Source organism: Methylobacterium currus (assembly GCF_003058325.1).
GTDB lineage: Bacteria > Pseudomonadota > Alphaproteobacteria > Rhizobiales > Beijerinckiaceae > Methylobacterium > Methylobacterium currus.
In genome coordinates this window covers 1,681,864-1,702,617 of sequence record NZ_CP028843.1, presented here as the reverse complement: position 1 = coordinate 1,702,617, position 20,754 = coordinate 1,681,864, and the positions used below count along the sequence as shown (strand labels likewise).

20 protein-coding genes are annotated in these 20,754 nt (G+C 64.4%); 6 read left to right on the top strand and 14 right to left on the bottom strand.

Annotated features, from left to right (window positions below; genetic code table 11):
• Positions 1–419 precede the first annotated feature (419 nt).
• Positions 420–896 carry a Ros/MucR family transcriptional regulator gene (locus DA075_RS07905; protein ID WP_276330926.1) on the top strand — a complete coding sequence of 159 codons (477 nt, stop codon included), beginning with the start codon at positions 420–422 and terminating at the stop codon, positions 894–896.
• Positions 897–1,263: 367 nt separating this feature from the next.
• On the top strand, positions 1,264–2,073 hold the full coding sequence (locus tag DA075_RS07900) for an IS5 family transposase (protein WP_099952734.1): 810 nt from the start codon (positions 1,264–1,266) through the stop codon (positions 2,071–2,073).
• 711 nt (positions 2,074–2,784) lie between these two features.
• Here DA075_RS07900 and DA075_RS35825 read toward each other — a convergent pair.
• Positions 2,785–3,558, bottom strand: a complete 774-nt coding sequence (locus tag DA075_RS35825) for a hypothetical protein (protein ID WP_123834198.1) — start codon at positions 3,556–3,558, stop codon at positions 2,785–2,787.
• Between the two features lie 811 nt (positions 3,559–4,369).
• Between DA075_RS35825 and DA075_RS07890 the strand changes: the two genes are divergently transcribed.
• The 3 genes from DA075_RS07890 to DA075_RS07880 are packed head-to-tail and all read left to right on the top strand — an operon-like array spanning position 4,370 to position 7,593.
• Positions 4,370–5,701: an ABC transporter substrate-binding protein gene (locus DA075_RS07890; protein ID WP_099952732.1), complete on the top strand. Its 1,332-nt coding sequence runs from the start codon at positions 4,370–4,372 to the stop codon at positions 5,699–5,701.
• A gap of 54 nt (positions 5,702–5,755) precedes the next feature.
• Positions 5,756–6,691 (top strand): carbohydrate ABC transporter permease, encoded by a 936-nt coding sequence (locus tag DA075_RS07885; RefSeq protein WP_099952731.1) that lies wholly within the window; start codon positions 5,756–5,758, stop codon positions 6,689–6,691.
• Between the two features lie 38 nt (positions 6,692–6,729).
• Positions 6,730–7,593, top strand: a complete 864-nt coding sequence (locus tag DA075_RS07880) for a carbohydrate ABC transporter permease (RefSeq protein WP_338068006.1) — start codon at positions 6,730–6,732, stop codon at positions 7,591–7,593.
• A 314-nt stretch (positions 7,594–7,907) separates the two neighbouring features.
• Here the strand turns inward: DA075_RS07880 and DA075_RS07875 are convergent, their stop codons facing one another.
• The 12 genes from DA075_RS07875 to DA075_RS07820 form a co-directional block, all read right to left on the bottom strand.
• Positions 7,908–8,237, bottom strand: a complete 330-nt coding sequence (locus DA075_RS07875) for a hypothetical protein (RefSeq protein WP_099952729.1) — start codon at positions 8,235–8,237, stop codon at positions 7,908–7,910.
• Between the two features lie 4 nt (positions 8,238–8,241).
• On the bottom strand, positions 8,242–8,511 hold the full coding sequence (locus DA075_RS07870; RefSeq protein ID WP_099952728.1) for a Pam3-gp28 family putative phage holin: 270 nt from the start codon (positions 8,509–8,511) through the stop codon (positions 8,242–8,244).
• 45 nt (positions 8,512–8,556) lie between these two features.
• On the bottom strand, positions 8,557–9,132 hold the full coding sequence (locus DA075_RS07865; RefSeq protein WP_099952727.1) for a glycoside hydrolase family 108 protein: 576 nt from the start codon (positions 9,130–9,132) through the stop codon (positions 8,557–8,559).
• Between the two features lie 98 nt (positions 9,133–9,230).
• Complete coding sequence (locus DA075_RS07860; RefSeq protein WP_099952726.1) at positions 9,231–9,851, bottom strand: hypothetical protein; 621 nt, start codon at positions 9,849–9,851, stop codon at positions 9,231–9,233.
• A gap of 7 nt (positions 9,852–9,858) precedes the next feature.
• A complete protein-coding gene (locus DA075_RS36485; protein ID WP_164712246.1) occupies positions 9,859–11,286 on the bottom strand; it encodes a hyaluronate lyase N-terminal domain-containing protein in 1,428 nt (475 codons plus the stop codon).
• Complete coding sequence (locus DA075_RS07850; RefSeq protein WP_099952725.1) at positions 11,280–12,092, bottom strand: hypothetical protein; 813 nt, start codon at positions 12,090–12,092, stop codon at positions 11,280–11,282. Before DA075_RS07850 ends, DA075_RS36485 begins: the two co-directional genes overlap by 7 nt.
• A 5-nt stretch (positions 12,093–12,097) precedes the next feature.
• Positions 12,098–12,550, bottom strand: a complete 453-nt coding sequence (locus DA075_RS07845; protein ID WP_099952724.1) for a hypothetical protein — start codon at positions 12,548–12,550, stop codon at positions 12,098–12,100.
• 11 nt (positions 12,551–12,561) lie between these two features.
• Positions 12,562–12,867 (bottom strand): hypothetical protein, encoded by a 306-nt coding sequence (locus tag DA075_RS07840; protein ID WP_099952723.1) that lies wholly within the window; start codon positions 12,865–12,867, stop codon positions 12,562–12,564.
• A gap of 54 nt (positions 12,868–12,921) precedes the next feature.
• Positions 12,922–14,442 (bottom strand): hypothetical protein, encoded by a 1,521-nt coding sequence (locus DA075_RS07835; RefSeq protein ID WP_099952722.1) that lies wholly within the window; start codon positions 14,440–14,442, stop codon positions 12,922–12,924.
• A 164-nt stretch (positions 14,443–14,606) separates the two neighbouring features.
• The gene (locus DA075_RS07830) at positions 14,607–15,341 is read right to left on the bottom strand and encodes a hypothetical protein (RefSeq protein WP_099952721.1); all 735 of its coding nucleotides are present in this window, start codon (positions 15,339–15,341) and stop codon (positions 14,607–14,609) included.
• A 486-nt stretch (positions 15,342–15,827) separates the two neighbouring features.
• The gene (gene terL, locus DA075_RS07825) at positions 15,828–17,354 is read right to left on the bottom strand and encodes a phage terminase large subunit (protein WP_244936534.1); all 1,527 of its coding nucleotides are present in this window, start codon (positions 17,352–17,354) and stop codon (positions 15,828–15,830) included.
• Positions 17,299–17,919, bottom strand: coding sequence for a hypothetical protein (locus DA075_RS07820; protein ID WP_244936533.1), 621 nt, complete (start codon positions 17,917–17,919; stop codon positions 17,299–17,301). Before DA075_RS07820 ends, terL begins: the two co-directional genes overlap by 56 nt.
• Before the next feature lie 291 nt (positions 17,920–18,210).
• Between DA075_RS07820 and DA075_RS07815 the strand changes: the two genes are divergently transcribed.
• Entirely contained in the window at positions 18,211–18,819 is a 609-nt protein-coding gene (locus tag DA075_RS07815) for a hypothetical protein (protein ID WP_099952720.1), read from the top strand.
• A 1,053-nt stretch (positions 18,820–19,872) separates the two neighbouring features.
• Here DA075_RS07815 and DA075_RS35820 read toward each other — a convergent pair.
• Positions 19,873–20,751 carry a hypothetical protein gene (locus DA075_RS35820; protein ID WP_123834196.1) on the bottom strand — a complete coding sequence of 293 codons (879 nt, stop codon included), beginning with the start codon at positions 20,749–20,751 and terminating at the stop codon, positions 19,873–19,875.
• Positions 20,752–20,754 lie beyond the last annotated feature (3 nt).

Below are 20,754 nucleotides of genomic sequence, written 5' to 3'. Positions count from 1 at the left end.
TCTCGAGAGCGGTGACACTCCCTGGCAGGCTTGCCCTTCTCGCAATATCAATTGTTTCTGGTCCAATACCTCACGCAACGGACGCGTTGTGTGTGGGCGGCGGCGCCAAGCTCTAAGGTCGTGCGGCGAAATCGATCGTCGGCACCCGCGCCGCGCCGCACCTCGGCGCGCGACTCTCTAGCCTCTCAACACCATGACGGTATCCGTTGGGCGGGTGTTTCTGTGCAGTCGAAACTGATGGCGACTCGCCCCTCGTTTGGGCGTCTCTTCATATGTTCTTGATATGTGCCTGCATCGACGATGCTGCGCCGGTCCGGTGCGAATTTATATCGCTTGACCTCGTGAAAGACAGACCGCATCACGAGCATGTCTCAAAAATGGAAAATAATATGGACGACGCGGCCTCTATCATATCTCCCATGATCGAGCTGACGAGCGATATCGTCGGCGCTTACGTCTCGAAGAACAACGTCCCGATGGCAGAGCTGCCCGGCCTGATCGCCTCCATTCATGCGTCGCTTGCCGGGCTCAACAAGCCGCAAGCCGCACCGGAGGAGGATCACAAGGTCACCGCCGCGCAGATCCGGAAGTCGGTCACGCCCGACGCAATCACGAGCTTCTTGGACGGCAAGCCGTACAAGAGCCTTAAGCGGCACCTCACGACCCGTGGGCTCACCCCGGAGGAGTATCGACAGAAGTTCGGCCTACCCTTCGACTACCCGATGGTCGCGGCCAGCTACGCGGCCCAGCGCTCCGAGCTCGCCAAGAGCCTGGGGCTCGGCCAGATCCGGCGTGACCAGGCGGCCGGGCGGAAGGCTGAGGTCGAGGCGAAGGCGGCCGAACCCACGCCGGTCCGCCGCGGTCGGCCCAAAAAGGTCGAGGCCGCCGCCGAGTGACATCAATCTAGTAGTCATATTACCTAGTGCATCCCGCTAAAATCCCGCCGCTTCGATGCTAATTTTATCGGAATTGGATGTGGCTGGTCTTTGAGCGGGATGCGCAATAGCTTAGCCGACGTGCGCTATGACAAAAAATTGTAGTTACCAACCATCATTTCCGGTCAGCAATATTAATGATTGCCGCGGAGATGAGCCCAGCCTCTGCGCATTTGATATTTATGGCTGCAGAAGAGATGCTTAGGTCAATCGTGCCGCGAGAGGGCATCCATCTACCCCTAGATATTGCCAATTAGATCAATACAGACAATGCAAAATAGTTTAGAGCGTGTTATGAACTTATGAGGTAGCGTGGGTGTTGAGGGGTATGAGCGCCGATCGCCCCGCCTACCCGTCCGACGTGTCCGATGAAGAATGGGCGCTGGTCGCCCCCTATCTGGCGCTGCTGCGCGAGGACTCGGGCCAGCGCGACCACGACCTGCGCGAGGTGTTCAACGGGCTGCGCTACATCGTCAAGACGGGTGCGCCGTGGCGCTTCATGCCCCACGACCTGCCGCCCTGGGCGGCGGTCTACCAGCAGACCCAGCGCTGGTTGGCGGCTGACTGCTTTGGCGAGGTGGCGGGTGATCTGCGGGCCGTGCTGCGGCAGGCGGCGGAACGCGAGCCAGAGCCCTCAGCCGTCATCCTGGACAGCCGCACCCTGCGCTCGTCGCCTGAGAGCGGCGAGCGGGCGGGCTACGATGGCGCCAAGCGCAAGCGCGGCTCCAAGCTGCATCTGGCGGTCGACACGCCGGGCCATATCGTGGCGCTGCACGTCACGCCCGCTGACGTCGACGACCGCAGCCAGGTCGGTGCGTTGACGTGCGCGGTGCAGGCGGAGACGGATGGCAGCGTGAAGAAGGCGTTCGTCGATCAGGGCTACACGGGCGAGAAGCCGGCGCGGGCGGCGGAAGCGAACGGGGTCGCCCTGGAGGTGGTCCGTGCACCCGAGGCCAAGCGCGGCTTCGTTCTGTTGCCGCGCCGCTGGGTGGTGGAGCGCTCGTTGGCCTGGGCGACGCGCTGCCGCCGGCTGGTCAAGGATTATGAGCGCTATGCCAGCACGCTGGCCGGCCTGCACATGGTCGCTTTCGTCTGCGACATGCTCAGCAAGATCGAGCGCATAATAATCAGTTCATAACACGCTCTAGAACTATACGGAGAGTCAATTATAATTGATTCAAGCATACGTATAATAATGCTATGGCATCCTTTGATAATATATCAATTGATCAAATTTCAGAGACCAACGAATTTCAAACGATGGCCAATCGGCATCTGACGCGCAAAAGTACGCTGGCGGAGTCGGCGATTGCTAAGCTGGATAAGCACCGAAGGAACCAGATGGAGCGGGCGCCGACGCACAGCTAGGATCGAAACCCTTTGAGCCTGGCCGTGTGACGGGCCGCTGCCGACCGAGGGTGTGTGAAAACGCAGAGCCTGTAGAAGGATCTTCCCCCCCGCACTCTGGGAAGCGTCCGCAAAGGCATGCTGACGGCATATCGGCTGCCACCCAGGATGCTAGGGTCAAAACCCAATCAGCTTGACCGTGCGAGGGGTTGCCCAGGGCGAAGGACCGCTCGGGGTGGGAAGCGGACCCTGGCACCTTGCCCTAGAGCGGACGTATCGCTCTTGAGCCCATTCGACCAGACCGAAACAAGTTTGTCCGTCTCGGCAATCCGTGCGGATCAAAGCAAGACAGTCGCCGTAGGTCGATGGCGAAGCAGCGAGCGGGGCGCTAAGGCGGCAAAGGCAACATGATTACCGTAGCCAGCCTCTCGGCCTCTGCTCCGGATAGTTGCTTCTACCGCCTTATCGTTGATCGACCATCATTGATTATGCGATACTTCAACTACTCTGGTAAATATATCTTTCGATGATACGCTGGATAGGATATAACAGCCACGAGTTCTGATTTACTATCAAAAAAACGAGAAATTTGCGGCCCATCAGCAATAAATTTAACGTGCTTGGCCTTCTTATGATCCTGAACAGTGGTATGTACGACCTCGGTCACTTGGTCGACCTTATAGACGCGGTAAAAATCTGGATGTCGCGCAGAGTAGACGTGTGGCTCGGCATGTGCCCAGTTGCCGATACCGCGGTCGTACCCGACATCGAATTCAATCCTATCACCCTTTTCTGATCGGATCAGCCACTGCTCGGTCACCGCCGTCACGGCGTCGCCTTCCGATCGGGACGATTTTGTCATCGTGAACGAGGCCGGCGCGTACAGGTCGTAAGCGCCGGGTGCGGTGCTTGCGTTCGATACAAACCCGCCACTCACCATAAACCCTGGCTCTCCGGTCTTGTCGTTCGTTGCCGGAATGCCGAGGACGGCCGTCTTGCCTTGATGCAAGATCGGTTTTCCCTCTGCATCGCTTCCTGCCAAGGCTTCAATAAGTACAATGACAAAATTTGCATCCTTCAACGGACCGACATTCCGCGCAGGGCTCCAGCCGGCAGGAAGAGTATTCTTGATCTTTGCGTCATCGGATTTGATGAATAAATAAGTTCGCTGCTCCGTGGCGGACTGGACTAAACGCTCGGCATGTGTAACACTCGGGAAATTGACGATGGAGGCGAAGAGGCACCCACAGAAGGTGATGTGATGTAGAAAATTCATCTGATTTCCTCCTCTACCGGAATTTTTGATTGTAATTCCTAGGGAGGCTCAGTTCCAGAAGCGGTATCGTAACCTGCGGGTTAAACCCGAAAGCAGACCTCCCAAGAGCCCGCAACGGGTCGCAAGCAGTCCCCTGCATGGTCAAGCTGATTGGGTTTTGACCCTAGAATGGCAGCAGCGTGGAAGATTGCTCTACAATTTCATGACCCGCCCGAGTTTTCACACCGCCTAGACCCTAATTGGACATTCCAGCGGCGCTCGCGCAATCCATACTGTTGACCTAAGGCGACCCCTTGCAAGCTGAGTCAGAAATGTCCGATTGCGACGAATTTCCCGAAACTTGAATTCATGACATGCTAGCCTGGCATTGGCCGTTATCTCGTGCTCTCGAATCGAACGCATGAACCATCACCGACCGGGAATGTACAAAATACGGCTCTTTTCTGTACACTCATTATGGTCAGGCTAGCGGCAGCTGCGGGTGGGCCGTGGTGTTCATTTAAGCCGTCGGAATAGGCTACTCCTCCAATGGGAGTAAATCGCAATAAGGCGGCACTCTGGATCGTCCGCACTTTGCGCTCAAAATACGCCCTCGCGAACGTCAATAGTGCAATATTTTACTGTTAAAAGGCACTGTCAGTCACAGCTTGCTCAAGCAGGAATGTGTTTCGACTTGCCAAGCGCTCGGAAATGAAACATTCTAGCCCGATAAAATTTGTCGATAAATATAATAACGCCATGAATTTATATAACTAAAAAGCCTTTTCTCAGGCATGACAGTCAATATCTGTCGAGTACCGGGGAGAAATGCATGGCTGGAACACAACTCACGCGCCGTCGTTTCATGCATGCGACAGCGGCGGCCGCCGTATCAGCACCGTTCGTGCGCGGCGCGCAGGCCGCCGGCAGCCTCTCCGTCGGCTTCTGGGATCACTGGGTCCCCGGTGCCAACAAGGCTACTGAAGAAATTGTCCGCGCCTGGGCCGACAAGGAGAAGGTCGCCGTCAAGATGGACTTTATCACGTCACAGGGAAACAAAAACCTGCTGACGATCGCCGCTGAAGCGCAGGCAAAGTCCGGCCACGACATCTTCGCCCTTCCGACCTGGTACCCTCAGGATTATGCCGAACACCTTGAACCCGTAAACGACGTCATGGACGTGTTGATCCAGCAGAACGGCGACGTCAACGGCACGGTCTCTTACCTAGGGAGAACGAAGGACCGATGGCTCGCCGTGCCGGCGACCGTGGGCAGCCAGATCAAGGGGCCTTGCTCCCGCATTGACCTCATGAGGCAACACGCGGGCATCGATGTGCAAGCGATGTACCCGGCAGGCGGTCCTCCGCAGGCCGACGCGTGGACGCTGGAGGCGTTCCTGAAGGCCGCGGAGGCGTGTCACAGGGGTGGCGTGCCCTTCGGGATCGGCCTCGGCCAAACGAGCGATTCGGTCGATACCGCCGGCGCGATCTTCCAGTCGTTTGGTGCCGCCCTCGTCGACCAGGCCGGGAACGTGACGGTTAAGTCAGATCCAGTCCGCCAAGCGTTAGAGTATTACAAGAAGCTCGCGACGTTCCTTCCGCCCGACGCGCCCGCATGGGACGACGCGTCGAACAACAAGTGGCTGGTCTCGGGTCGCGGCGCTCTCATCTGCAACCCCCCTAGTGCCTGGGCCGTGGCCAAGCGCGACGCACCGAACGTCGCGCAGCAGTGCTGGCTACACGGCATGCCAGCCGGCCCGCGCGGGCGGTTCGCACCCTTCCTGCCCTTCTTCTGGGGGATCTGGGCGTTCTCGCGGAACAAGCCCGCGGCCAAGAGCCTACTCCTGGCCCTGTCGACGCACGACGCAGTGGCCAAGATGGTCGATGTGAGCGGAGGCTACGATCTTCCGGCCTGGGCGAAGCTCACCACGCTGCCGACCTGGGCCGAGGCTGAACCGCCCAAGGGCGTGCTCTACCACTACCCGAACCCTCACCACCATCAGACGCTGTCGATTGCGGCGGCTCCAGCGCCGCCGGCCGTGGCCAATCAGATCTACAACCAGGCCACCATGACGAAGATGGTCGTCCGGTACCTGCAGGGAGAGCCGCTCGACGCCACCCTTAGCTGGGCCGAGCGCGAGGTTGAGGGCTTCACCCGGGGATAACGGGGCTGCGCCCCAACATGCCGTCGTCTGCGATCCACGCGAGGAAGGTTACCCATGCCAGACGGGGTCATCTCAGCGCAGCCTGACGCAACCGCTGCCAAATTCCAGTTCGGCGCCGCGCGGAATTTCTTCCGGCAGCGGTCGACGGTGGGGTTCCTCTTCACCCTGCCATTGATCCTGCTGATCCTAATTTTGGTGATCTACCCTTCGTTCTACGCCGCCTACCTCTCTACCCTCAACAAGCGCATGACGAGCTTCGTCGGCCTCGCGAACTTTGCTTTTCTGTTCACCCGCGAGACCTTCTGGATGGTCGTGAAGCAATCCTGCCTCTTCGCGGTGACCGCCGTGTTCCTCAAAGCCGTCATCGGCTTCGTCGTCGCCCACCTCGTCAACGCGACCCCCGCCCGGGGGCAGCGCAAGTGGCGCGGCATGCTGCTCGTGCCCTGGGTGATGCCTCCGGCTCTCTCCACCCTCACGTGGCTGTGGCTGTTCGATCCCTCCTACTCCGCCCTGAACTGGCTCCTCGCGCTGGTCGGTCTCGGGCCGGTACCCTGGACCGGGGACGCGGCCTGGGCGCGGCTGTCCGTCATCGTAGTCAATGTCTGGTACGGGGCTCCCTTCTTCATGATCATGTATCTGGCCGCGCTCAAATCGGTGCCGGCCGAACTCTACGAAGTCGCCGCGATTGACGGTGCGGGCTGGTGGCAGCGGCTCTGGTACATCACCCTGCCCATGATGCGAAACATCATCGCGATCACGACGTTGTTCTCGCTGATCGTGACCTTCGCGAACTTCGACATAGTGTGGATCCTGACCGCCGGCGGGCCTGTGGACCGCACGCATGTCTTCGCGACGTGGGCCTTTCGGCTCGGCATTCAGGGTGGCGACATCCCGCTGGGGGCTTCAGTCTCGCTGTTCATGGTCCCGATCTTAGCGGTCGCGGCCATCTTCATCCTGCGGGACGTGAACAAGCGCGCGGAGCGGATCTGAGGGTCACCGTGATGCGCACGCGACCGAGATCGGATTTGATGGATGCGCCCGCGGGCGGGCGACGATGGGCCCTGGTCTGGGCCTACATCTTCCTCGGGTTGTTCGCGGCGTTCGCACTCATGCCGCCCGTCTACATGCTGATCACAGCCCTCAAAACGTCGAGCGAGATCTCGGCAGCCACCAGTCCGTGGTGGGTTCATCATCCTACGCTCGACAATTTCGTCGAGCTGCTAACCTCGGCACAGTTTCTAATATTTTTTAAGAATTCAGTTATTGTTGCCGGATGCGTCGTAATCGTAACGATGCTCATTAGCGTTCCGGCGGCCTTTGCCCTATCGAGGATGAAATTCTGGGGATCTGGCGCACTCGCAACCGGTGTCTTCCTGACCTATTTGGTTCCAGATACGCTACTTTTTATTCCTTTATTCAAGATTTTTGCTGCATTTCGAGATTTGACGGGGATTGAGCTTATCAATCATTGGTACGTTCTTGTAATTGTCTATCCGACCCTCACAGTGCCTTTTTGCACGTGGATCATGATCGGCTATTTCGCCTCCATTCCAAGGGAACTCGACGAAGCGGCCCTGGTGGATGGTGCGAGCTGGACGCAGACGCTCATCAGGGTCTTCATTCCTGTAGCACTCCCCGGCGTCATTGCGGCGATGATCTTCGCCTTCACAGTGGCCTGGGCCCAGTTCCTATACCCGCTCGCCTTTACGACCTCCCAGGATCAGCTCGTACTGAGCGTCGGCATCGCCACGACCCTCATCAAGTCGGACGTATTTAACTGGGGTCAGATCATGGCAGGCGGATTGCTTGGAGCCGCGCCGCCATTGATCATCTATGCGTTTTTAATGGACTACTATATTGCGGGGCTCACGGCGGGAGCCACGAAAGGCTGATGTAAAGATAGTATGGTGAGGCTGGTGTCGAGTCCGCCAGAACCTCTCGGGCCTGTCGCGAACTCGGAACCGAAGTGCGCGGAATGTGGGACAGCTTCTCACGTCCCACACGCCTCCTTTATGCGAGCGGGTGGAGGATGCAGCAGGACGGATAACATCGAAAGGTCCGCTGTCGGATGGCGAGCGGCCATCCGGGCATTTTAAACCGGAGGTTCGGAATTGGCGCGATCCTGCGGTTTAGCATCCACCTATTGAACCGCCGCTACCCACCCTGAACAGCCCATCGCACGATCAAGCGAACAGGGCACCTTTCTCTAGCGCCGGGCGGGCGGACGGATCTCCTGCCGGATCTCGCGCAGGAGGTCGGTCGCGATCCGCACCTGCTCCTCCAGGCGCACCAGCCGGTCGCGGTCACGCTCCAGGCTTTCGAGGCGGCCGATGACGAGGCCGTAGCGCTCGTCGTCGCGCTTGGCCTGACGCTGGTCGGAGGCAGCCAGCTCCTCGAGGCGGGCGTCGATTTTGGCCGCGTAGGATCCAATCCAGAGGAGTTGCCCGGCCAGCCCCACCACCAGGGTCGCCATGGCCCAGAATGAGGTCCGGCGCGGCAGGATGATGACGCCCTCGGCGTCGTCGGGAGGAGGCACCCGGCTACTCCGCCGGCTGGACCTTGGCGCTCGGGATCGCGTGCGCGGTCGCCGGGTCGGCCAGGATCGTCCTCACGTCCGGCACCGCAGCCGCGGAAGCCACGAGGCCGGCATTGCGCCGCACGTAGAGGCCCCAGCCGGTGACGGCGATCGTCACCAGCGCGCCCGTCAGCGCGGTGGCGGTGTCGGCATCGATCCAGCCGCGCCCGACGGCGATCCCGCCGCCGAACTGCAGCAGGGTGCGCAGCAACGTGGTGAGCTGTTCCTGGTTCATGGCGATCTTCCTCTGAAAGCCGGTAAGCCGGGGGTATGAAGGGGGTCAGGCCGCGATACGCTTGCCGCAGGTGGGGCACACGGACGGCGCGGTGGCTCCGTCCGGGGCGGCCTGGAAGCCGAGGGCCGCGGCCCGCACCTCCTCGACCCGCCGCGCCCAGCCGCGGCCGAAGCGCGGCCAGGTCGAGAGCGCCCGCAGGAACGACAGCCGCCCGTCGCTCAGGGCATCGATCAGCCCCGGCCCGTCCCGGCTCTCGAGCGCCGCCAGCGTCACCGGGCCGAGCCGCCCGTCGTCGGCGAGCCCGAGCACCCGTTGCAGCCCGATCACGGCCCGCTTCGGCCCGCTGTTCACCGCGAAGTCGAACAGCGCGTAGTCGAGCCCCGCCGGCAGCGCATCGCCCTGGATCGCGTCCCAGAACCGGCGACGGTAGAGCGGCGCCACGCTCGCCGGCGTCAGCGCCCGTACCTCCGCCCGCGTCGCCGGCCGGCCGAGCCACAGGCTCAACGTGCCGATCGTCACCCCGAGGTTGGTGGCACCGCCCGGGTCGGCCGGGTCGTCCGACCATCCGCCTTCATGAATCAGGACGAGCGAAAGCGCCCGCTCGAACGTCGTCGCGGTCATGGGTCTCTCCGGATTGTGCAGGGTGGTGCGGCGGCGCCGGCCGGTCGGCCCGGGCGCGGATCAGGCCGAAGTTGGCCTTTGTCTGCAGAGGGTGGCCGTCACAGGCTGGCCGCCTCGTGCCACAGTGCGTCCAGCGCCGCCGCGTCGTAGCCGAGCGCAGCGCCGAGCCGCGCCACCATCGGGTGCCCGCGCTCGAACGTCGTCGCGCCGGACACCAGCATCCGGGCGGCGAAGCGCTCCGCCTCCGGCAGGCCCGCCACCGCCGCCTCGATCCGCGCCGGAAGCCGGCCGGTCATCACCGCCGCCAGTGCCTCGTCGGGCGTGATCGCCCCGGCCTGCGCCAGGGCCTGGAAGAACTGCCGGTCGGAGACGACCAGGGGGTCGGAGACGACGAGGGGCGACGCCGGAACGGCCCGGCCCTGGAGCGCCGCCAGCTCGGCCGCCAGGGCGTCGCGCTCCTGACGGGCCGCCGCTGCCTCGGCCAGGGCCGCGTCCCGCCCCGCGAGCGCTGCCGCGTCGATCCCCGCCAGCACCGTCGACAGCGGGAACCCCGCCGCTTCGGCCTGAGCTGGGGTCAGCGCTCCACTGGAAACGAACTGGGGCTCGCTCGCCCCCGGCGGCGTCACGTGCTGGCCGAGCACCACGTGCCAGGCCGGCGCCTCGGCCGATCCCGCCGGCCGGCCGCGATACAGGAACTCGTAGAGGTAGGGATCGCTCATCGCACCCTCATGCCGCCACAGGGGTTTCATCGGAGAGGCGCCGCCAGGCGCCGTTGGAGAAGCAGGCAAGCACGCCCGTGCCAGAGCCCGCCGCCTCGCCTGCCTTGCGAGCGTTGCTCACGTAGACCAACCCTCCGGCCGCGCCGGCCGGCACCGTCGCCACCGTGTAGGAACCTGGGCGTATTGAGCCGTTCACCGTCAGATGACCAGCACCGCTCAGCGTCGCGATGTTTGACAGGCCGGCATACCACTTGAAGGATTGCGTTGCCGATGGGACGCTGTTCCAGATCGCTCCAACTTCAATGCCTAGTGCATAATCGATCGAGCTTTGGTTGACGGGATAGAGGACTATTTTTGTTCCAGCCGAGCGGGCCGTGAGCGAAGGAGGCGCATAGCCACTGTCCGAAAACATCAAGCTATTGCTTGCGGCATTGTTGAGCGTCAGGGCCCCTCCGCCGACTGTGGCGTTTCCCGAGAGAGTGAGGTCCGCAAAGGTCGGGGCGCTGCCCGTCCCGAGCCCCAACGCGGTCGCGCCGGCCGCCGCACCGGCCGCCGTCAGGAGCGCGCGCCCGGTGGCAGTGCTGTCGGTGATGTCGGCGGAGGCCGGGCCGGTCACCGGCTTGCCGGAGGCGCGCACGAAGTCGCGCACCGTCCAGTTACCCGAGGCGTCGGAGGTCGCGAGCGCCGTGTCGCCGGCGGCGGTGACGAGGGTCGCGCGACCCGGCAGGACCAGGCTGGCGGGGTTATGGGTGAGCGTCGCTGCACCGGTGAAGCGCAGGAGCCGCACCCGGTTCGGGCTGGGGCCGAAGCTGGTGACGGTGCCGGCGCCGGTGAGCGCCACCTTGAGGGCGGGCAGCGCCCCGAGGTCGACCGTGGCGGCGACCGGGGCCGAAACCTCCGCCGCCGTGAGGTCGAGGCCGCCGGTGGCGCGGTCGATCCGCAGGGCCTCGCGCCAGGTGCTGCCGTCGGGCGAGACCTTCACCCGCAGGTCGTCGTCGCCGGTCAGGCCCAGCTCCGCCCGGCCGGAATAGCCGGACTGGAGCAGCAGCGACAGGGTGTTGCCGGAGGCCTCCTTGTTGAGGGTGTACCGGAGGTCCCCACTGCCGCCCTCGCCATTGGTCAGGGCGGTCCAGAGCGCCGTGTTGAGCTTGGCGGCGAACGGGTTCTGCGCGTCGGCGGTGGTGCCGAGGCCGAGGAGGGTCACGGTCTGGAGCGTCTTGAGGTCCGCCGCGGTCACGGTGGGGAAGCCGCCCGGGGTGGTGCCGTCATGCACGACCAAGCGGTTGTTGGTCGTGTCGACCGCGACCTCGCCGGGGCGGCCGGTGAAAGTGCGCAGGAACGCCCACGCCTCGCGCAGGAACTGCAGACGGATGGCGTTGGTGTCGACCGAGTAGTTCGGCACCGTCGCCAGCATGACCTCGATCCCGGTCAGCACGGAGGCACCACGCTGGCGTATTGCTGGAGCACCGGGCGCACGAAGTCCGGCACGGCGGCGATGCGGTAGGACACCGTCTCCTGGCCGCCGAGGCTCTTGGATTGCAGCCCGACGCGCTCGGCATAGGCCTGGCGCTCCAGGATCCACTCCCGGGCGGCGTTGGCGAGGTCGGCCGGGACGTAGCCGTAGGTGAGTGCCACCGGTCGGCCGGCATCCGCCGCCGCGAAAGTGTAGCCGCCCGCGCCATCGACGGCGTACTGGCCGGCGGCCGGAGCGGAGGCGACGCGGGTCAGGGCGGAGCCGCCGGCATCGGTCACGCCGCCATCGCTCGCCCAGGCGCCGTAGGGCTGGAACGCCACGACGGCCCCGTCCGGAGGCACCAGGGCGGCTTCCGCCGTGACCTGGTAGCCGGCCGTGTAGGTCACCGTAGCCCAGGCGCCGCCGAAGCCGAACGGCGTGCCGGTGCCGAAGCGCAGCATCTGCGGCCGGCCCGGGGGCGCCTCGTCGGCGGGGTCGATCTCGTAGCCCGCGAGCAAGCCCGACCCTGGCACCAACGGACGCACGCTCACACCGGCCACCTCGACCGCATCCACCCGGGTCACCGGATAGGCGCGCAGGAGCAGGCCGTTGCGACCCACCTCGCGCGTCTCGGTATAGGACCGCGGCAGGATCGACGGGCGGTTGATCGCGCTCAGGATCGTCCGGCTCACCGCCGTGATCAGCCGCTGCAAGGCCGGATCGGTGTCAGGGTCTGGCACCGCGCGCAGGTCGGCGAGCCGCACGAGATCGGAGGGATTCGGCGCCACCGCGATCAGCCCGACAGCGCCGCCCGCGCCTTCTCGCGCAGGACCTCGTTGGTGATCGGAGGCACGGCCGGCACACCCTTCAGCTTCAGGAAGGCGAAGAGCTCGGGCCGGGTCATCGCGTCGATGGCCTCGGGCGTCACGGCAGCCGGGTCGAGGTTCGACGCGCCGTCCTGCTCCCGCTGCTGCGCCGCCCGCGCCTCGGCCAGCATCGCGTCGAGCTCGTCGTCGGTCATGGCGTCGAGCCGGTCGGAGAACAGCCCGATCAGGACCTGCTTGCGCAGGTCGAGCGGGCGCGCGGGGGCGGGCGCCGGGCCGGCCTCGTCCTCCGCCAGGAAGCCGTGGGCTTCGAAATCGGGGCGAAAGCGGGGATCGACCCGGGCGACACCGTCGCGGATCTCGACGGGAAAGCCCTGATGGGTGAAGCCGGTCAGCCCCTCGGGGGCGCGCATCGTGATCATGGCGGCGCTCCTCAGACCGCGTTGCCGTTGAGGGGATCGCGCCAGGTCTGGCCGTCGAACACGATCAGCTTGCCCAGGCTCTCGTCGAAGAACTGCGCGCCGCGGTGGGCGGCGTAGAGGCCGGTCTTGCCGGCTGGCCGGGCGCTCGTCGGGCCGGACGGCGCGATATAGGTCCAGCCGTTCGCCTGAAGCATCTGGCCGTCCTGCTCCGGCACGCTGACGACGGTGCCGGGCACGCCCGAATAGGTCCGCCGGTTGACGATGCGGGTCTGGTCCCGGGCCGTGATGGGCGGGAAGAGGCGCCAGTTCATCGGCATGATGTGCCCTCGCAGCAAAAAAGGAAGCGGGGCGCCGCCGCCCCGGACGACAGGTCAGCCGTTGCCGACGTTGGTTAGGATCGCCATCGACGGCGGGAAGTAGTGCTGCAGCACCTCGTCGGCGTAGACGCCGTACTCGTACTTGCGCGAGCGCAGCGGCCACTCGATCTGGTAGTAGTCCTGCCGCGTCCTGATCTGCATGACGTTGCCGATATTGTTGACCGGATACGGCAGCGCCGCGGTGGTGAACAGGATGGTGCCGGCCGGCAGGTTCGGGTGCACCCGGATGTCGAGGACGGAGCCGCCCTGCATCGAGAACCGGTTGAGGTACTTGCGGATCATGATGCCGCCGCCGAGCGCGTCCTGGGCGGCGGAGAACTCGAATTTGAAGGCCGAGTTCGCCGAGCCCTGCAGGATCTTGCGCGAGAGGTTGAGCCCTTCCTGGCTGTTGACCCAGATCGTATCCGGGCTCAGCCGGTAGAGGTCCCACATCTGCTTGAGGACGGCGTCGATCTCGACGATGCCGCCCGCGCCGTCGGCGGTGAGCGGGGTGCCGACGCCCGGGGTGCCGGTCGGCATCGTGACGATCGTGGCGCCAGAGCCGGCCTTGAGCGCCTGGGTGAGCAGGCCGTCGAAGGCGAGCGCGTTGGTCGAGCGGTCCGCGGCGCCGAGCGAGGCGGCCGTCTGGGTGCCCGCAGCCGCGCCCGTGATGACGACCGAGTTGATCGGGGTGATGGCGCCCAGCACCTCGGCCCCGGCCGCGCCCCAGAACCAGGCGTAGCCGAGCGCGCCCGGCACGGCCGCGACCGAGGCCGCGACGGAACCGGTCGGGCCGGTGACAGCGACCGTGGCCGCCGCGGACTTCGCCGCCGCGCCGCCGCCGAAGATGTCGGTCGAGCCGTCCGCGTTGGTGCGGGTGATGGTCGACTGGATGCCGCCGGCGAGCGAGCCGTTGATCACGCCATCGAGCGCGAGCGCCACGCAGATCACCGACAGGGTGCCGTTGGCGAAGCTGCCGCCGGACGACGAGGCCGAAAGCGTCGGGGTCGGGGTGGTGCCCAGGGCGAGGCTGGTGTTGCCGCCCAGGATCATCGCCTCCTCGCCGAGCATCAGGCTCTGCAGGCCGGTGCGGGCCGCGATGGCGCGGACGTCGTCGAACCCTTGCGCGGCGTACTGGGCCTCGAAGTCGACGTTCGACTCGATACCGATCCCTTTGTAGGAGGCGGTGTAGTCGGCGGTCGAGACGACCTGCACGCCGCCGCGGTTGCCGCCCGAGACGCCGATGCGCATCCCCGACACGTTGATGCCGGTGATGGCACGCCAGGCGGCCTGGATCCCGCCGCGGCCCGGCACGCGCGGGATGACGTTCCGCAGCGGCGTCAGCACCGGGTAGAGCGACTTCGCCCCGAGCTCGAGGTCGTAGAAGGTGAGGCCGCTCGTCGGCGAGACGCCCTGCGAGAAGGTGGCCTTCTCCAGACCGGCGAGGCCGGGCTGGGCGAGGATCGGGTCGTTGAGCGGAATCGCCTGGGCCTTCTTCAGGGCCTCCAGGGCGGCAGCGGGGTTGTCCTGATACATGGGAGCGTGATCCGGATCGGGAGGCACGGCAGCGGGCGCGCACGCCCCGTTCCCGGAGCGCGGCGTGGCGGACGTCGTGAGGGATGGGCCGTCGGGCCCGGCGGGTGAGGTCGAGGCCGGCCCGTCTCCGGGCGGCTCAGCCTCCGTGTTCAGATCCCGGCGCGTCAGCGCGCCGCCGGGAGAAGCTGCTGGGGGTTGGCTTGCGAGACCTTGATGAGCAGGGTGGCGCGCTCGTCGGGACTCATCCTGGCGAGCAGCTGCAGCGCTTGCTCGTCGGTGACCGGCTCAGGCCCGCCCTCGGCGCCCTTGGTCACGGCCCGGCCGACGAGGTGGCGCGGCACCGGCTGATCGCCGATCATCTTCTGCAGGGTGGCGATCGCCGGCATGATCTGGTCCGTGACGGCCTTCTGCAGGGCGTCGCGCTCGTTCGTGACCTTGGCGAGCTCGGCGCGCACGACCTCGACGAGCTCCGCGCCCTTCGCCAGCGCATCGCCGCCCGCCGCCTTCCCGGCCCCGCAGGTCGCCCCGAGCGCCACGGCGTGATCGTGCACGCCCTGGATCTTCTCGAGGTCCGACCGGCTGTTGCGCGCCCCGACCTTGGCCAGCGCCCGGCCGCCCGGGCTGTCCGCCGGCACGGCCTTGCGGAGCGCGCCCCAGGCGTCGTCGCTCAAGCGGCCGGCGGCGAGCGCCATGGTGGCGTCGTCGGCGCTGCCCGCGAGGTCGTCCATCTCGCTCTGCACGATCGCGACCAGGAGCGAGAGGCCCTGCGAGGCCCAGGCCCGGATGCGGGCCGGCACGTCGGTCTGGGCGCCCGCATAGGCCGCATCGAAGGCGAAGGAGGACTGGAGATCCTTCACCTCGCCGATCAGGGAGCGTGCCGAGCCCGCGCGCCGCGACAACGGCCTCGTCACGGATACGGGCGAGCGCATCCGCAAGTCGCCCCGTGATCGCCCGGATGGCCCGGCGCGTGGCCGGACGGTCGAAAGGGACGGGGTCCGGCCGCCTCCACCGCTTGGTGAAGCCGGCCGGAGCCAGCTTGCCGGTCGCCACCCGAAGCGCCGCGACCCTGTCGTGCCAGGCGCCTCGCAGGCGCTCGATCTCCGCGAGCACCGCCTCGCGCACGTCCTCGCCGAAATCGCCGTGCGCCTCTGCGACGTCCCGGCTCACCTCGTCGAGCGCGGCATCCACCACGGCGCCGAGTTGCCGGCGCAGATCCCGGGCGAGGCCGGGCTCAGCCTCGTCGTGCAGCTTGCCGAGGCCAGTCGCGTTGAGCAGCCCGCCCAGGGCAGCCTTGGCCTCGCTGGCGTCGAACCCGGCCCGCGCCAGGATGTGGCGCGCCGTCGTCTCCAGGGCGCTGCTGAGCAGCGAATCCGCGATATGCGTGGTCACCGCGACGGCGGCCGGTGCATCGACCAGCCGTGCTCCGGGGTGGGGATAGCGGGCACGGCCTCCGCAGCCCGCCGGTAGAACTCCAGGATGCCCTCGCCGCCCTTCACGCCAGCAAGCTCGTTGAAGGCGTCGCTCGCGGCGTCTACCTGATCGTCGTGCGAGCCGGACGGGAACATGCCGAGCTCCTGCAGGAAGGTGTCGTTCCAGGGCGCCCGGACCAGCTTCACGTGGCCCTGCTCGACCTGGGCGGCGAGCGGCCGGGCCCGGGTGTCCTTGGCGCCGGTGACCGGCAGGGCGGTGACGATGTAGCCGGCGAGCGCCGCGACGAGGTCCTGCGCCTGCGCCTTGCCGGCCTGGCCCGGGTCCTGCGGCAGCCGGATCGCGACATCGCCGCCATCCTGGCGCGCGGTGTCGAACAGCAGCGTGCGGACGGCACCCGGGGTCTTCTGCACCCGCCTCACGTCGAGGACGTAGAACGCTCCATCCTCGCCCCGCCCGATCTTCACCCCCGCTGTCCAGTCGCCGCCCTTGGTCGTTCCTGCGAGGTCCCAGGCCCGCACCCTTTTCGTGATGCGGGGGACCGCGTCCACGATCTCGATCTTACCGACCTGGAACAGGCCGCCGTGCCGCGGCGCCGGCCGCTGCTGGAACTGGCCGGCGACGGCGTAGGCGCCGAGCGGGATCTTGTCGCGCTCCACCACCTCGCGCGGGAAGCGGGCAGGGAACAGCAAGTCGCCGTCCTCGGTCCGGGGATCCCGGAACCCGATGCTCGTCACACACCGGCGCTCCGGCTCGAACTCCATCGGCAGCATCAGGTGCTCGTAGCCGAGGGCCTTGGACAGGATCACGCCCGAGACGTCGCGCTCGTGCAGGCGCTGCATCACCACCACGATCGCGGACCGCTTCGGGTCGGTGAGGCGGGTCGGGACCGATTCCAGGAACGTCGTGGTCACGCTGCTGCGCTCGGCTTCGCTCTCGGCCCCGTCCACCGAGTGGGGATCGTCGATCACCACCCGGTCGCCGCGCGAGCCCGTGAGGCTGCGGAAGGCCATGGCGTCGCGAAAGCCCGTGGCCGTGTTCTCGAAGCGGGTCTTCGCGTTCTGGTCGCCGGTGAGCACCACCCGGTCGCCCCAGAGCGCCCGGTACCAGTCCGAGGTGACCAGCCGCCGGGCCTTGAGGTTGTCGCGCACCGCGAGCGGGATGCTGTGCGAGGTCGCCACCACCCGCGTCGCGGGCCGGTTCTTCGGCCCCCATTCCCAGGTCGGCCAGAACACGCCGACCATCAGGCTCTTCATGGTGCCGGGCGGCACGTTGATCAGGAGCCGGGTGATCTGCCCGGCGCTCACCGCCTCCAGGTGCTCGGCGACCGCGTCGATGTGCCAGCCGTGGACATAGGGCGCGGCCGGCTCGACGACGTGCCAGGCCCGCCGCACGTAGCCGACCAGGCTCTCCTCGCTGTCGAGGCGGTCAAGCTCCCGCAGCAGGGCTGCCGGATCGGCCAGCAAGGCACTCGGCAATGTCACGCAGCTGGTCCCGTTGGCCCTGGTCGAGGCGGTTGAGCGCAGCTCGGAGATCCGACCGGGTCGCCGGTTCGAGGCCGGCCGGATCGGCATCAAGGTTGTGGGCCTGACGCTCGAGCGGGATCAGGCGGGCAGTGACACGGGACAGCTTCTCCAGCAGGTCGCCGGGGCTCTCCCGGTCCCCCAGCAGCGGACCGTCTGGCTGTCCGCCCTGGAGGTGCGTGGCGAGGCGGTCGGCCAGGACGCGCTTCAGGCCGTGGAGCTGCTGGAGGTCCCGCCGGTGAGAGGTGACGACGTCGAACCCGATCTGGGCCGAGGCTTCGATGATCTGCGCATCGGTGCGCGTGCGATGGGGCTGCGAACCGGCCTGCGAACCGTCACTGCGAACCAGCTTCTCGCGGATCGCGTCGCGCACCTTGTCGGCGAGGGCGCGGGTCCAGCCCTCGGCCTTGGCCCGCTTCCGGATCGCGGTGTCGCTGACGTCGTGCTGTTTCGCGATCTCGCGGATGGAGAGCTGCCCGGCGCGGTAGGCGGCCTCGATCGCTTCCCAATCGGTTTTCGCGGGCATGAGGGTGGCGCCAGGAGTTTGGGAGCCGGGGAGGGCTCGAAGCCTTTGATGGGGCAGGGGACTGCTGGTGGGCGGGCCTCAGTAGGCCACGTCGCATCAGGCCCACTCCTGCGAAATCCCCCACCGACTAATGTGAACACCGTTTACCATGATCGGGACTACTGATGCGTGTGATTTTTTCATCACATAGTTGTGGACTCCCGCCACACCCTTCGATCCCGTCATTGCGCGGCGCCCGAGCCGGCATCACAACCCTGGTAATGCCGAAGATAAGGCATGCAGGGGGTCTAGATGAGGCTACTGAAGTTCGGCGCCGCGGCTGTCATGGCCGCGTGTCTTGGCGCGTGCGTCGCACACCAGATCCGTGACCGCGATGATTTTCTCGCCGAGGGAGTTCGTACCTATCAAGGTGAGACGCGCGAGCGTGTGCTGCAGGCTGCTCGAACAGTGCTGCAGATTTCAGATCCGGATGACTTTGAGTTTCGCGATACGCTCACTGGCTTCACTGGCCTTCGCCGCTATGTGATTTACGCCGTGCTCGCTGCGTCACAGGGGCGCGAGAAGTGGGAGATGCAGACCGAGAGCGACGGCCGAGCCCTGCGCGCCGCAATCTCGGTCTCGGAAGCCGGTGTCTCCACGGGCGGCTACAGCACCACCCCGTATGAGGGACGCATGGCGAGCATCCCGCTCTACCGGCTGTTCTGGGATCGCGTGGACTACATGCTCGGCCGGCGACCGGATTGGGTGTCGTGCGAACAGGCTGAGGCGGCGCTGGCGGCGAGCAAGACAGGTTCAGCGTCGCTCGGCGGATTGTGCGGGCCCACGAGCGATGGCCGGAATGCACCGGCACCCCAACCTCTCCCACCGCTGGCCAAGGGCGGCCGTCAGCCGCGCGCGTAAGGGTTCCTCGGGCGGCCTCGTCTGGGGAACGTGTCAAACGCTAATGCTCAGGGGCAACCAACGGCTACGGTTGCCACATCTGCCCTCTGATCAACCGCCGCAGGGGGTAGATGGCGGGTTGGGCTGTAGGTGACACGAGCCCAGCCCGTCTCAGCAAAGGCTTCGGGGGGGCCGGAAGAAAGTAGGGATTTGGCAAAGCTACGCCGGCTGCCTCGCCATGGTGCTGTGCACCTCCGCGGGCCGGGTCCAAGCTGCCGATCCTCTGATCGGGCGAGCCCCAACCGGGGCGCGTCTTAAGCGACGGGAAGGCCCCGCGCGCTGAAGCTGGATTGCCTTGAGTGGGAACCTTACAGAAGCTGGTTGGCTTTGACAAGGTATCAAACGATAGGGTTTGATAGAGCCGCGGCAAGCAGCATCTGCCGCCGTATAGGAAATTCATCAATTGCACATTCGCAATGCATTTGCTGCAACCCTATCCAAAAAACGCGAAGATAAATAGTGGAGCCTTATTTATTATACCGGTAATAATAATAATTGAACTATATGTGCGTCCCTCAAGTTACATAAATATTATGGCGTCTGCGGAATATTTGTAGTGTCATTAATAATAAATAATGTGCAACAACACTGTGATACTCTTACAATTAAATATAATATAACAAAATATCACATGGAAGCGCGAATTTCATTTCTATAATTTGATGTTTATGAGCTGATAAATGGATCAAGAATGCCGGAGCATCATTCAACGCTGTTTAGGAAATTTGTTCCATGCCCTTGACAAGCCGCACGGATCAGCCATCTATGGGGCACGGCTCCACACGGGCGCAACCGATCAAACATGGTCGGCCTAGCCTCTAGCGAACGCCGCCTCAGGAGGTGCTTAACTGAAGCGGCTTGCCTTAAAATCGAGATCCACAAACTGGCTCGGCAGAGTCCTTGTGGTTGGGTTTCTAGGCATAAGATGTGGGTGAGGCAAACAGCCTCGGAAGCCTAGCATGATTGCGATATTGGCATGGGGGCGACAACAAATCGTTGTCGCTCTTTTGCTATCTAGGTGCGAATAAAATCGTTTGGATAGACATTCATGTGAGGATTTCCCTTATTATTGCTGTCATCGTCGTGGCAATTTGGGAAATTTCCCGAATAAGATTTTCCATCTTTTGTGCAATCATAATGAAATCCGTCTTGGTACGCGCCGCCTGATCGCAAATGGGCATTTAGGAAGCATCTCACCGTATGCGGTGGCGCAGCGACTTTCGCCCGGCAGCCGTGCATATCGGCGCGCCCGGGAGACACAAAATCGATCTTATTGTTGTTGGTGAATTTTCCTTGACGCTTACCGATTTTTTCAAAAGCATATTTTTGTTCGAATTTTTTGCACTCTAACTGGATAACCTCAGCAGGATCAGGCGATGTAGCCAAATTCCTGCCAAGATGGTCGAGCATGCCAGATAGCTCAGATGCATTGAAATGACGCTCTGGCAAAAGAATCGGCGTCCTTCGCAGCCTCTGCATGAATTCTATATTAATTGCTCTAAGCGCCTTAAGAGAGCTTCTTGCCACACTTGTAAGACTATCAGCATAAAGGTTGGCACTCACTCTTGCGCCGGTGCCAGTTTGGATTAGATCAGCACCAATGCTCAATGATCTGTACAAACTAAACGGGCGGAAGATGTCATAGAAGATGTCCTGCTCCCAAGGACGAAGGGCGAGAAGAACACACAATCCGCTCTCTAGAGCTGATTGACGCCCTTCAATATATCGCATAAGAGTTTCGAGCAACTCCTCGCAATATGAATATGTAACGACATAAGAGCCTGACGAATTTTTTCTTAAAGGAAGACCAGTGAATTCATGCTGGATCTCATTAGCAGCTCTTGTTGAAAATCTATCGAAGTAAATCTCGGGCACCCCACCGACAAGCAGCATGAT